We start from the raw sequence: 13,437 nt of genomic DNA on the forward strand, positions 1-13,437 counted from the left end.
AAGCTCATGCGCTACATCCGCAAGTACAACGAGCAACCCAAGTCCGTGAAGTGGAAGTACTTCGACCCAACAAGGCGAATTACTCCCGATTCAATCGTTACGGCCCACTAGGTGGCCGCAGGGATGGCGCGGGGCGGGTGCTCTTTCCAAAATTGGCCTGTCGCGATGCTGCCGCGAAGGAGATTCATATGCGCCTCATGTCTTCGGTCCTCGGTACCGCCGCTGTTGTGCTCTCCGCCATGGCGACGCCCCTGCCGGCCCAGAACCTGCCCGCCATTCCAGCGCCGCAGACGCAAGGCTCTGCAACCTTCAGCTGCGGCGGCATCGGGGAGGCTTCTTCCAAGGCGATGCTCGCCGCCCGGAAGGACTATCCCCTGTCCTTGCTGTTCGCCACCGCCAGCGGTGAGTACATGGCTTCGGTCAACCTCGCGATCAAGGATGCCAAGGGCGTCAGCGTGCTGACGGTTCCCTCGACCGGGCCGATCTGCCTGATCAAGCTGCCCGACGGAAGCTATACCGTGGAGGCCCAGGCCATGGGCAAGGCCAAATCGCAGGGCGTGGCGGTCGGTGGCGGCCCGAAAGCGATCGACTTCAGCTTTTAAGTGGGCGCTCTCGCGAGCGCCTATTCGGGCGGAAGCTCGATATTCATTCGCAGCAGCTCGGTGATTGAGCCGACATCGAGCTTCTCGAGCAGACGGCTGCGATGCTGCTCGACGGTGCGATGGCTGATCGTGAGTTCCTTGGCGATGATCTTGCTCGGCAAGCCCTTGAGTGCCAGCGACAACACTTCGCGCTCGCGATCGGTCAGGCCGGCGATCCGCTTGGCCAGGCCCTGGTGCGTCTCAGTCTCTGGTGCCTCCCGGATGGCGGCATCGCGCCGCAGGGCCTCGTCGATGGCATCGAGCAGTTGTTGCTCGCGGTAGGGCTTCTGCACGAAGTCGACGGCTCCGTCCTTCACCGCCTTGACCGCCATCGCGATGTCGCCATGACCGCTGATGAAAACGATCGGGATGCGCGCGCCGATGGCGGCCAGGCGCTGCTGCAGTGCGAGTCCGCTCATGACAGCCATGCGCACATCGAGCACCAGGCAGCCCGGCCGTGCCGGATCGAAGCTTTCGATGAAGGCCAGCGCCGAGCTGTGGACCTCCGTCGCAAGGCCAATCGAGCTCACCAGTTCGCGCACCGAGTCGCGATAGGCCTCGTCGTCGTCAATGATGAATATTGTGGGTACGGTCATTGGAGTGAGTCTATGGAAGCTGCGGGAGCGTGAAGCTGAAGATGGCGCCCCCGCCGGGATTGTGCGAGGCCCAAAGCTTGCCGCCATGGGCCTCGATCAGCTTGCGGCAAATCGCCAAGCCCACGCCGAGACCGCTCGACTTGGTTGAGTAGAAGGACTCGAAGATCCGCTCCAAGTCGCCCTCGGTGATCCCGACGCCGCGGTCGGCAACGTCCACCCGTACCTCGTCGCGTTCGCCGGCCCGGATCGCGACCGCGACCGCGATCTCTCGCGCACCGCCCAGAGGGGCGAGCTCGATTGCCTCCATCGCATTGCGCATCAGGTTCAGCAGCACCTGCTGCACATGGATCTCATCGACGACCACCGTGGGCCCTGGGCTCGCAGGCGGAAGCTCAATGCGGATGTCACGCAGGTCGCAGTCCATCTTGACCATGCCGACGCATTCGCGCACCGCCCGCTCGATGCGGATGGGCTTCGGGTCGAGTTCGTGGCGCTTCGCCATGCTGCGCATGCGAGTCACCACGTCGCCGGCGCGCGTGGACTGGCCGATCACCTTGTCGAGCAATTCTGCGACCTTGGGCATGTCGGGCGACGCCTCGCTCGCGCGGCGTCGCGCGGCGATCGCGTAGTTCTCGATCGCGCCGAGCGGCTGTGTGATCTCGTGGGCCAGTGCGACCGACATCTCTCCAGCCGTATGGACCCGCACCAGATGCGCCAGGCGCTCTCGCCAGTGGGACGCCTCGACTTCCGCAGCGAGCCGGCGGCGCTCGGCAGACTCGCGTGCATGGAGGCTGCCGAGCACGTCGGCCAGCAGCCGGACACCCGGCAGCAAGGCGTCGGCCCAGGTGTGATGGCGTGCGACCGTCGTCATGAGGAGGGCGCTCGCCTGTTCACCCTCGACCGGCACCATGAACAACGAGCGGATCCCCAGCGCGCGCAAGGTGTTGACGTCAACATGGGCCGCGGATAGAAGCTCATCGAGTGTGGACAGCCGGACCACGTCGCGGTCCGCCATGCGGCGTGCCAGCCAGGGCAGGTTGTACGCGGGAGGGTCCGGTTGGACCGATAGGCCCTCCGCGGACCAGCGTTGGATCGGTTCGTAGCGCCCGTCGCGACTGGTATCCCGCCACAGCGCCACTTGGTCGGCGCCGACGAATTCACCGATCGTACGCAGAGCGTGGCAGATGACCTGGCCCTGTTCGTCGGGCCGCGTCAGCACCAGGGAAGCCAGGATGCTGCTGGCCAGCCGCTCGAAGCCGATCGCCCGTTCCACTTCTTCCTCGGCACGTTGGCGCGCCAAGGCACTGCCGAAAATCTCCGCCAGCAGCCGCATCCGGCCCAGCAGCTCGTCGGTCCATTCGCGCTCGACCCGGATGGAGCCGAAATTGAGCGTGCCGTGCAGATGCCCGGCCACCATGATCGGCACCATGACGTGGGACTTCAGGCCTACGCGCCGCCAGCTCGCCTTGTCGACGCTGGCCTCTGGCGGCAGATCGTCGAGGCGCGAAAACGCGACCAGTCGGTTCGCGATCGCCATCGAAAGCGCCCACGGGTTCGCATCGCGGGCCACCAGCAACCGTTGTACTGGCGCGACACCCTCGACGGCATGGGCATGCGTGACCTGGGCGCAGCCGGTCTGCGTGCGGATCCGGATCAGCGCGGATCGATCGATGTTCAGCGCCTCCACGATTCGAACCAGGCCATCGTCGATGGCTCGGTCGAGTTCTTTCATCGGTATCGAACCGAATGTAGTGGACAGTTTCGACAGCAGGCGTTCGAAACGCAGCAGGTCGTCCAGGTCGAAAGGTGGCGGGCGAGGTCCGGGTGGAGCCAGCCGGGTCGTCATGCGTCAACCGCTGCGAAATCGCGCGGCCCGAGGTGTCGCGGTGCGACCCGACCACCTTCTTGCGAAGAGAGACGCGGGATCCGGCCTGGGCGACGCACAACGCGTGCGAGCGGCAGCTTCTTCCATGTGATGTGTTTCATCGTGATCCTCCGTCCTTGCCGCCGTTTCGATGAACGGTCAGTGCGAGGCGCTCCTCGGCGTTGGGTCAACCTTGCCCGCTTCTTGCTCTTGCTTCTTGGTGTCGACGGGCGGTGCCAGCGCTGCGCCTTCCGCATGATCGCCACATGCGACGCGCGCTGTCAATCTGATGTCCAGGGGGCCGCACGAAGGGGACCGACCCGAATGGAGGAGGCGGCGCACCTCCGCACGACCGAACTGCCGCGCGGGGCTATTCGTATTGCACCTTGCTGCAACACGCATTGCACTAAGGTGCAATATCGCGATGCATGCTTCGCGTGGAAGATGGAACAAATGGCCTTGTTGCGGTCGCATCCCGGACGCAATCTCTTTTGTCGATGGCATCCGTGAGGCTCTTGGAAGCGTTGGAAGACCTGGCCGCCTACCTGCGGGTGGCGGCCCGTTGCGCGCCCTCTGAGTTCCCGCCATGGAGCGATGCGCCCGAGATCCACTTTGCGGAAATCGCGAGACTGTGGTCCGAAATCCGGCCCTCGTTGCGACACGATCTGGCGGTCGTCAACGACGTCGGCGAACGCCTCGGCGCGATGCTGTCGGCGTTCGAGGCCGGCGATGCTGCCAGGGCACGCGAAATCGCCGAGGCCCTGTCTGGCGTGGATCTAGCGGGGCTGCGATATTAAGAATTGTCCGCGCGGCGGCTGTGGCGATCGATCGGTCGGCGGTCGGAATCTCTCACTTCTGGCTGAGGATCCACGTGGCGAGGGTGCGGGCGTCCGCCTCGGAAACCTGCGGATTCGCAGGCATCGGCACCGGCCCCCAGACGCCCGAGCTGCCTTTTTGAATGACCGTGACCAAGGCATCCACCGCTTTGGGGTTGTCGCCCCCGTATTTGGCAGCGATCGCATCGAAGGAGGGACCCACCAGCTTTTGGGTCTGGGAATGACAGGACATGCAGGCGAACTTGGTCGCCAGGGCCAGTTCCGCAGGCCCCGCCTGAGCGGGCGCGGGCCGCAGACCGCCGGTCAGGGCCAACGACATGGCGATCGCAAGGGCGAGTCCGTGATTCATGTCTCACCTCCTTGGTGTGATAAGGCGCTCTTTCCGGTGGCGAACTACGGGGCTATTGGATCGCGAATTCGCCGCCGTTGCTGCATGTCCGTCCACGTACGTGCATTTGGGTGGCCGCCGGGATTGACCGTCCAGAGGGGACAGGCAGGCGGACGATTCGCCAGTTCGATCGAGGCCGGCGATCGCGCAGGTCGCGCAGGTCGCGCCGATGTTATCGACGCGCCAGGCCGGAAATCGGCCTGCGCTTACGTACGTGGCCCTGCGTGCTCGCCGGGATGGTCGCGCCGCCCGGATGGCGGCAGCATCGGTCATTGGCTCGGGGCCGTCCTGGAACCGGCACCCTTCATGCCTCGGGAGACGCCGAAGCTATGTCCACCACCGTCCACGTCCTCGGTTTCACGCGGGATGAGCGCGCATGGATCGAATCGGCGCTTGGACGGATCGCCAATATTGAGTTCGTGGACGACAGCGAGGCCTTTCTCGACCGGCCACCCAGCGGTCAGGGCCAGTGCTTGCTCGCGTCGGCCGACGTCGACGAGGCCGCGACGCTGAGGCTCGTGCGCGCCTTGAGGCAACGCGGCTTGGCACTGCCCGTGATCGTCGTGGGACCGCACTCCGCGTTTCGCACCGCCGTGGACATCGCGCGGCTGGAGGCGACGGATTTTCTGGAGCGGCCGGTCAGCGTCCGCGAGCTGCGCGCCGCGGTGCGACGCATGCGATCGGACGCCGGTTAGCTCGTCACCGTGCAGCCGTCAGCGGCCCGAAAGCCTGAGGCCTTGACGATAGGCGCCTAACGCGCACTAGCCGGAGGTGGTGGTGGAGAGTTCGTCCCGCGTGCGGCCATGTCCAATGTCATCTGTGGAGTTCGGCCAGTAGCCGCCATCCGGGTTCTGGCCCGGCATAACGGCAGGGCCAAGCGATTGTTGAGCCTGGTTGAAAGCTACGCGCTGGCCTACGAGCGGCGGTCCGTCAGCAGCGTGCTCAAGATGCCACTCGGCAACGAGTCAAACGTCGGAGGCAGGGTCAGTTTTCGGCTGGCGCCAACAATCTACGACGAACGACGCGACGTACACCGGAGCGCTGCCGGGCAGATCGCCATACCGGTTCACTGCTGTCGAGAGAGGCAGGACCTTCCACGAGTACTGGCCGTTCGAGTGTCGGGACTGCCATCTCAAGTCCCAGCGCACGCCGGCTCTCCAATGCGGCGCATTGGTCGTTGGGAGCACGAGGACGTTCTGGAGATGGTCCAAGCACGCGTGGACGGTGCGCCCGGGACTTTCAGGCTACGACACCGAACCATCGAGACGTGTTCGGTACGCTGAAGGCTTGGATTTGGGCAACGCACTCCTGACCAGGATCGCGCGCGGCGTCGTCATGCAGCAGTAGCATCCCGAGCCGCCAGCCGTCGCCTGCCGTTGCGTATTCCAACATTTGCCGGTCGCCTGTCGAATTGCCGAAATGACGCGAAGCGGCGCCGGCCTATCATCAAGTGAATGCCTTCAGGCTTGCCCGCGTTGTTGTCATTGAGGAGCAGTTTTGGCAGCTCGGTCAAGAAATGGTTTGCCGTCCTTGCCGTAGCCATAGGTGGTACTGCATGCGCTACCCAGCACCTGGCCCGGCGGGACGCCGTAGGTGGCGTCCGAAGATGCTCGCACGAAATCCTGGCTGCCGCCGGCGACGATATGGGTCCTGTAACCGTTGGCCCTCAGATATCTCAGCACCTCCTGCATCGGCAGGTAGGTGGGTTCGGTATATGGTCGGTTCCTGCGTTTTTCGTCCTCAGGCGCTCTTGCCAAGATAAAGGCGCATCGAAAGCCGCTGCACCAAGTTGCCGTACGGCGGGTAGAACAGGCCGATCGGAAACCATCGTTGCCGCTTGAACACGGACTTGGCATGCGAGAGTTCGCGGAAACCCTCTTCCCCGTGGTAGGTGCCCATGCCCGAGTTGCCAATGCCGCCGAACGGCAGGTCGTGCTGGAAGACATGCCAGCCCCAGTCGTTGAGCGTCACGCCGCCGGCATGGGTCTCCCGTAAAACACGACGCTGCTCGGCGGGGCTCAGGCCAAACGCGTAGAGTGACAACGGCCGATCGCCACGCCGCACCAGCGCCATGGCATCGTCCAGGCGGTCGTATTCGAGCACCGGCAGGATCGGCCCGAAGATCTCCTCCTGCATCAGCTGCATGCGGTCGTTCACACCGGTCACGACAGTCAACGCCATCTGGCGGCCGGTGCGCGCGACGTCGCCGCACGACAGCAGGGTCGCTCCCTTGGCCCGGGCATCGTCGAGCAACTGGCGCAGCCGCGCCGCGTGACGCTCGGTGACGATGCTGGTGTACTCGGGGTTGCCGCCGACGCTCGGGTACAGCTTGCCGAACGCCTCGCGCACCGCGGCGGCGAACTCGTTCGAGCTGCCGCGCGGCACCAGCGCGTAGTCGGGTGCGACGCAGATCTGGCCGGCATTGAAAGCCTTGCCGTGCGCGATGCGCAGCGCCGCGTCCCGCAAGTCGGCATCCGGGCCGACGATGGCCGGCGACTTCCCTCCGAGCTCGAGCGTCACCGGCGTCAGGTTGTCGGCCGCCGCACGCATGACCTCACGGCCCACCCGTGGCGATCCCGTGAAGACCAGGTGATTGAAGGGCAGCGCATTGAAAGCCTGCGCGGCTTCGACCGCGCCGCCGAATACCGCCACCTCGTCTTCGGCAAAGCACCCGCTCAGCATCGTTCGCAACAGCGCGGTGGTCCGTGGCGTGAACTCCGAGACCTTGACCATCGCCCGGTTGCCTGCAGCCAGCGCCGCAATCAGCGGGCCGATGGTCAGGTACAGCGGGAAATTCCAGGTGCCGATGATGCCCACCACGCCCTTGGGCTGGTATTCGACCCAGGCGCTGTTGGTGAGGAACAGCATCTCGGTGCTGCGCCGGCGTGGCTTCATCCAGCTGCGCATGTGCGACAAGGCATGCCGTGCCTCCAGGATCGGGCCCATGACCTCGACCAGCTTGGTTTCGGCACCGGCGCGGACGCCGAAGTCATCGTTCACCGCAGCGACGATTTCGTTCTGATAGCGGCGCAGCGCATCGATCAGCCGGCGCAGCTTGGCCTTGCGCGCCGCGAGATCGGGGTATGGGGCAGCCGCGAAAGCATTGCGCTGCATGTCGAACAGGCGATGCATGCGCTCGATCTCCGCCGCATCGGCGTGGAGGGAGATGGGGGTCAGGACAGCACTCATGGTCAATGATCCAGTTTGTCGGCGCGAATCATGTCGGCCGCCTTCTCGCCAATCATGATGCTGGGCGCGTTGGTATTGCCGCCGACCAGCGTCGGCATGATGGACGCGTCGGCCACGCGCAGGCCCCGCACGCCGTGCACCCGCAACCGCGCGTCGACCACAGCCATCGAATCGTGGCCCATCTTGCAGGTGCCCACGGGATGATATTGCGTATCGGCGCGATCACGGATGTCTTGCTCGACGGCGCGCGCGTCGCGCTGGTCGAGCGGGTAGAGCCCCTTGCCGCGCACCGGCGCGAACGGGGAGGCATCGAGAATGCGCCGCTGCTGGTGAGCCCCCTCGATGAGCAGCGCGATGTCGGCCGGATCGCTGAAGAATCGCGGATCGATGCGGGGCGCGGCCGCCGGATCGGGGGAATTCAGCCGGACGGTGCCGCGGCTCCTGGGCCGCAGCAGCGTGGTGTGACAGCTGAAACCATGGCCCAGGCGCAGCCTGCGCGCATGGTCATCGACGATGGCCTGCACGAACACCAGCTGCAAGTCCGGCACGTCCACATCCGGTCGGCTGCGCAGGAAGGCGCCGGCCTCGGCGATCGAACTCGTCATGATGCCCCGGCGCTCCCTCTTCCATTGCGAAATCCCCTTGAGTATGCGCATGCCACCGGTCATCGAAGCGCCCAAGGTCTCGGTGTCGCTGCCCGTGCGGTAGGTGTAGACGTAGTCGATGTGGTCCTGCAGGTTCTCGCCGACACCGGCCAGGTCGACTACCGGGGCGATGCCTTTGGATTGCAGATGCGCCGCCGGGCCGATGCCCGACAACTGCAGGATCTGCGGCGAGCCGAAGGCGCCGGCGCTCACGATCACTTCTCGCCGTGCCTCGAAGCGCAGCTCGCGTCCGTCGATCCGGGCTTGCACGCCGACCACGCGCCGCCCTTCGAACAGCAGGCGCTGCGACAGGGCGCGGGTGATGACGCTGAGGTTGGGCCGGCGAAGATTGGGTGTCAGGTAGGCCTTGGCCGCGCTGCAGCGCTCGCCGTTCTTCTGCGTCACCTGGTACATGAAGGCGCCGTACTGATCGGCCCCGTTGTAGTCGGGCGTGATGGGCAGTCCGCATTCGCGCGCAGCATCGACGAACAGGCGGCTCATCGCGCTGGGCTGCTGGATCTCGGCAACGTTCAGCGGCCCGCCCTGGCCGTGAAACGCGTCGCGATGGGTCTCGTTGTGCTCGGCTTTCCTGAAGTACGGCAGCACCTCGTCGTAGGACCAGCCGGGGTTGCCGAGCGACGCCCAGTGGTCGTAGTCCCAGCGATGCCCCCGCACGTAGAGCATGGCATTGATCGAGCTCGACCCGCCCAAAGTCTTACCGCGTGGCTGGTAGCCGCGCCGGCCGTTCAGCCCCGGTTGCGGCACCGTCTTGAACGCCCAGTTGTTGATGGAGGTCGGCACCATCGCCACCACCGCGGCCGGCATGTGGACCAGGATGCTCTTGTCGGGACCGCCGGCCTCCAGCAGGCAAACGCGGACGTCGCGGTCCTCGCTCAGGCGCGAGGCGATCACGCTGCCGGCCGAGCCGGCACCGATGACGATGTAGTCGAAGGTCGTGTTCATCGGGGCCTCAGTGCGTCGGGCGCGGCTCGATCAACGGAAATGTGCTCGGGAAGGTGTCGAGCATCCCCAGCAACTCGCCGACCTTCTCGCGCTTGCCCGTCACCACGATTTGGCCCGCTTGCAGGGCTGCCGGGAACGTCGTCTTCTGCAGCGAGATCTCGTCCAACGTCGCACGCGTCAGGGTCAACGTCGCATCGGCGTTGGCGGACTGGGCACCGGCGACAAACGTCAGCGCGCTGTTCTCGAGGTTGAGCACGTAGTTCTGCTTCGTGTCGGTGAACTGCCAGTTCAGAACCGTCGTCTTCCCCGCGGCCTTCTCCCCGTTCAGCCGCACGCCCAGGTAGTCGAAGTACATGTCAAGGGTCAGGGCGCGGATCACGTCCGGCGCCTGCGTATTCACGGCTGGCATCTTGGGCAGGCCGTTGCGCAGCTCCCACGCACCCTGCAGAAGGGCGTTGCGAGCCGTGGAGGATTCGGCCTGGTAGCCCAATTGCTCGTAGGCGTCGGCGGCCAGGCCTCGGGCCTCCTGGTTGGCCGAGTCCGCAAACACCAACTGCGAAGTCATCTGGGCAACCCAGCGGAACTCGCCCTTGGCAAAGTCTGCCTTGGCGCGCTGCAGCACCGCCGGCGCGCCACCCATATACTCGATGGTCTTCTGCGCAGCGGTCACCGGCGGCAACGCATAGAGATTGGCCGGATTGCCGTCGTAGTAGCCCAGATAGCGTTGGTAGACGGCCTTGACGTTGTGCTTCAGGTCTCCATAGAAGGCGTGCGTGGACCAGTCTTGGTTCAGGCTGGCGGGCATCTTCAGCACATCGGCGATCTCGGAGCCGACATGGCCATGGTTCATCAGTCGCACCGTCTGGTCATGCACGTACTTGTAGGTGTCGCGCTGCTTCTTCAGGAAGTCCTGCACGCGCTCGGTGCCCCACACCGGCCAGTTGTGCTGTGCAATCATCACGTCGCTCTTGGCGCCGTAGCGCTGCAGTGCACCGCCCAGGTGCTTGGACCAGATCAACGGGTCGCGCGCCAGCGCGCCGCGCATGGGCAGCAGGTTGTGCATGGTCTGCGAGGCGATTTCCGTCATGTTCAGCACCTTCGACTGCGGGTAGTACATGATCATCTCGGACGGCGCTTCGGCCCCCGGGGTGAGTTCGAAGATGATGTCGACGCCGTCGATGCTGTGCGCCTCGACCGTCTTCTCGATCAGCATCGTGGGTGGGATCAGGCTGACCGTGCCGAAGGAGACCGACTTGCCCAGCCCCGCATCGACCTGGCCTTTTTCGCCCCGCGGCAGCAACGGGCCGAACTGATAGATGCCCCGGCGCGACATGGCGTTGCCGGCGATGACGTTCTCGCCCACGGCCTCTTCCATGAAACCGACGGGCGCGATGATCTTGACCTTGCCGGAGGCCACCTCCTCCTCGCTCAGGACGCCGCGAACTCCGCCGAAGTGGTCGACGTGGCTGTGCGAATAGATCACCGCCCTCACCGGCTTGCGCGGACGGTGCTTGTAGTAAAGCTCCAGCGCCGCCTTCGCCGTTTCTGTGGTGATCAGCGGGTCGACCAGGATCAGTCCAGTCTTGCCTTCGATGACCGTCATGTTCGACAGGTCGAAACCACGCAGCTGGTAGATGCCGTCCGTGACCTGGTACAGGCCGGCGCCCATGTTGACGCGTGCATGTCGCCACAGGCCAGGGTTCACCGTGTCCGGCGCCTGCTCCTTCGACAGGAATTCGTAGCCCTTGAGTGACCAGGCGGGCCGGCCCTGGGCGCCCATGATCACCTGGTCACTGCTCAGGCTTTCGACAAGGCCGCGCCTGGCGTCGTCGAACGACTGCTTGTCGGCCATCGGCAGTGTGGCCAGTAGCGCGCGGTTGGCCGCGCGCGTGGCTTCGGTGGCGTCCTTCGGCGCGTGGGCCTGGGCCTGGGCCTGGGCCTGGGCCTGGGCGCCGGCAGCGCAGGCTGCCAGCAAGATGCCGCTCATCAGGCGGTGCGAATGTTTCATACTTGTCTCCAGGTAGGTTGGGTGAGTTCGGTGTTACCAGGAACTCGCAACGACCCGTGCGGTTTCCCGTGCGCGGGTCAAGAGGAAGAGATGGCCGTCGTCGACCCCATGCAGGCGCGCGTCGGGCAGCAGCCACGCGTGCAGCACGCATTGATCAGCAGCCCAGCGGGTCGTCGTTGTCCGCCATCACCAGCGTCGCGTGCCGGATGCGCCGCAGTCAGGGAAGGCTGGACCAGCCCAGCATGACCAGCTAGCGGTAGCTTCTCGCGCTGCCGCGTGCGCGAAGGCGTCGATGCCGCCCCGTCCCACGATCACCCAGTTCGGACCTGCCGAGCTCCTTGCCGATCCGATCGGAAGAACGGCCAGCCATAGGTGTTCTCGCCCATCGCCGTGTTTGCGGCGGGGTGCTTCATGCCACGTCGCGAAGTTCGCGGCGCAAGATCTTGCCGACCGTGGACTTGGGCAAGGCCTCGACGAAACGCACGATCCTGGGCACCTTGTAGGCGGTGAGCTGCTCGCGGCAATGGGCGAGCAGCTCGGTCTCGCCCAGTGCGGCGTTCGCCGCCCTGACCACGAACAGCTTGACCGCCTCGCCCGTCTTCTCGTCCGGCACGCCCACGCATGCGCATTCGGCGACACCGGGGCAACCGGTGGCCACGGCTTCGATCTCGTTGGGGTAGACGTTGAACCCGGAGACGATGACCATGTCCTTCTTCCGGTCGACGATCTTCAGGAACCCTCGCGCATCGAAGATGCCGATGTCGCCGGTGCGGAAGTAGCCGTCGGCGGTGAATGCGGCCGCGTTGGCCTCGGGCTGCTGCCAGTAACCGCTCATCACCTGCGGGCCCCTGGCGCAGATCTCGCCCGCTTCGCCGATGCCGACTTCGCACCCGTTGTCATCCAGCAGCTTGATGTCGGTCGAGGGCATCGGCAACCCGGTGGTGCCGGTGAATTCGTTCACTGCGGCCGGGTTGAAGGTCAGGATCGGAGAGGTTTCCGACAGGCCATAGCCTTCGCGGATGAAGGTTCCGGTGAGCGCTCTCCACTTGTCGGACACCGCACCGATCACGGCCGCGCCGCCGCCGGCGGCCAGGCGCAGGTTGGACCAGTCGACTTCCTTGCCTCGGGGGTGCGCGACAAGCCCGGCGTAGAGCGTGTTGACGCCGATGAAAATGCTAGGACGCGCTTTCTTGAGCGTGTCGAGGAAGCTGTCGAAGTCACGGGGATTGGGCACCAGCCAGTTGTCGGCGCCGACCGAGAAGTAGCTGATGAAGTTCACCATCAGCGCGAAGATGTGATACAGGGGAATCGCCGTGACGACGACCTCCTCCCCCGGGCGCAGGACGGAGGGCATGAAGGCCTTGAATTGCTCGGTGTTGGCCACCAGGTTGCGGTGCGACAGCGCCGCCCCCTTGGACAGGCCGGTCGTACCGCCGGTGTACTGCAGGAACAGCAGGTCGTCGCCATCGACATCGACCGGTGTGAAGGGCAGCCCGGCGCCTTCGGCCAGCGCATCGGTGAAGGCGACGGCGCCCGTCAGGCGCCCGTCCACCGGCGGGCTCGGCAAGGCGACGCCGCTGCCGTCGCCCAGACCGACGGTGAGGATGGTCTTGAGCCGGGTCCTGGCCACGACCTCGGCCACGGTGGCGGTGACGCCGCTGAAGACCACAAGGGTCTCGACACCGGCATCGTTGAGCTGGTGCTCGAGTTCGCGCGGCGTGTACAAGGGATTGACGTTGGCCTGCGCGGCACCGGCACGGATGATGCCGAGGAAAGCGATCGGGAAGGCCAGCAGGTTGGGCGTCATCACGGCGACGCGGTCGCCCTTCTTCACGCCGAGCTTGCTCTGCAGGTAGGCTGCGAAGTCACGCGAGAGCCGATCGAGGTCGGCGTAGCTCAGCGTCTGGCCCGCGCAGCGCATCGCCGGCCGGTCGGCAAAGCGCTTCATGGCCTGGTCCATCATGTCCACCACCGAGCGATAGGCGTCGGGATTGATTTCGTTCGGCGTGCTGCCGTAGCTGGCCTGCCAATGCCGTTGGGTCGTCGTCGCGTCCTGATACGAGGGCGGTAACGAGCATGCGGCGGCCTGCACGATGTTCTGGATGGAGTTCACCAGGTTGTCTCCTTGGCTGCAAATTCGCTGGCCGGGTCCTGTGGATGAACGCCGGGGCTCTGTGGACGCAATTGTTCCGGTGAGGACCGATTGAGTCCAATGCATAGTTGATGCAGAATCAATGCACTGGATGCAATTGAAGGAGCAAGGACCTCAAAAACGGGGCAACCGACGCAGGCGACCACTGTGGCGTGG

10 protein-coding genes are annotated in these 13,437 nt (G+C 65.3%); 3 read left to right on the plus strand and 7 right to left on the minus strand.

Annotation, left to right across the window (positions count from 1 at the left end; translation table 11 throughout):
* Nucleotides 1-602: hypothetical protein (locus QZH52_RS36490; RefSeq protein WP_301816187.1), on the plus strand; the 602-nt coding region annotated here is incomplete at its 5' end.
* A gap of 20 nt (nucleotides 603-622) precedes the next feature.
* Here QZH52_RS36490 and QZH52_RS36495 read toward each other — a convergent pair.
* Nucleotides 623-1,237 carry a response regulator transcription factor gene (locus QZH52_RS36495; RefSeq protein WP_301816188.1) on the minus strand — a complete coding sequence of 205 codons (615 nt, stop codon included), beginning with the start codon at nucleotides 1,235-1,237 and terminating at the stop codon, nucleotides 623-625.
* 10 nt (nucleotides 1,238-1,247) lie between these two features.
* The gene (locus QZH52_RS36500; RefSeq protein WP_366919367.1) at nucleotides 1,248-3,083 is read right to left on the minus strand and encodes an ATP-binding protein; all 1,836 of its coding nucleotides are present in this window, start codon (nucleotides 3,081-3,083) and stop codon (nucleotides 1,248-1,250) included.
* A 524-nt stretch (nucleotides 3,084-3,607) separates the two neighbouring features.
* On the opposite strand from QZH52_RS36500, the gene QZH52_RS36505 reads away from it, so the two are divergent.
* Complete coding sequence (locus QZH52_RS36505) at nucleotides 3,608-3,898, plus strand: hypothetical protein (RefSeq protein ID WP_301816190.1); 291 nt, start codon at nucleotides 3,608-3,610, stop codon at nucleotides 3,896-3,898.
* A gap of 52 nt (nucleotides 3,899-3,950) precedes the next feature.
* Here QZH52_RS36505 and QZH52_RS36510 read toward each other — a convergent pair whose 3' ends face one another.
* A complete protein-coding gene (locus QZH52_RS36510; RefSeq protein ID WP_301816212.1) occupies nucleotides 3,951-4,256 on the minus strand; it encodes a c-type cytochrome in 306 nt (101 codons plus the stop codon).
* A gap of 398 nt (nucleotides 4,257-4,654) precedes the next feature.
* On the opposite strand from QZH52_RS36510, the gene QZH52_RS36515 reads away from it, so the two are divergent.
* A complete protein-coding gene (locus tag QZH52_RS36515; protein WP_301816191.1) occupies nucleotides 4,655-5,020 on the plus strand; it encodes a response regulator in 366 nt (121 codons plus the stop codon).
* Between the two features lie 1,045 nt (nucleotides 5,021-6,065).
* Here QZH52_RS36515 and QZH52_RS36520 read toward each other — a convergent pair.
* From QZH52_RS36520 to QZH52_RS36535, 4 genes are all read right to left on the minus strand, one after another.
* On the minus strand, nucleotides 6,066-7,514 hold the full coding sequence (locus QZH52_RS36520; RefSeq protein WP_301816192.1) for a coniferyl aldehyde dehydrogenase: 1,449 nt from the start codon (nucleotides 7,512-7,514) through the stop codon (nucleotides 6,066-6,068).
* Nucleotides 7,515-7,516: 2 nt separating this feature from the next.
* Nucleotides 7,517-9,121 carry a GMC family oxidoreductase gene (locus tag QZH52_RS36525; protein WP_301816193.1) on the minus strand — a complete coding sequence of 535 codons (1,605 nt, stop codon included), beginning with the start codon at nucleotides 9,119-9,121 and terminating at the stop codon, nucleotides 7,517-7,519.
* A gap of 7 nt (nucleotides 9,122-9,128) precedes the next feature.
* Complete coding sequence (locus QZH52_RS36530; protein WP_301816194.1) at nucleotides 9,129-11,129, minus strand: alkyl/aryl-sulfatase; 2,001 nt, start codon at nucleotides 11,127-11,129, stop codon at nucleotides 9,129-9,131.
* Nucleotides 11,130-11,538: 409 nt separating this feature from the next.
* Entirely contained in the window at nucleotides 11,539-13,221 is a 1,683-nt protein-coding gene (locus QZH52_RS36535; protein ID WP_301816213.1) for an AMP-binding protein, read from the minus strand.
* Nucleotides 13,222-13,437 lie beyond the last annotated feature (216 nt).

The organism is Variovorax ginsengisoli, assembly GCF_030486595.1.
Classification (GTDB): Bacteria; Pseudomonadota; Gammaproteobacteria; order Burkholderiales; family Burkholderiaceae_C; genus Variovorax; species Variovorax ginsengisoli_B.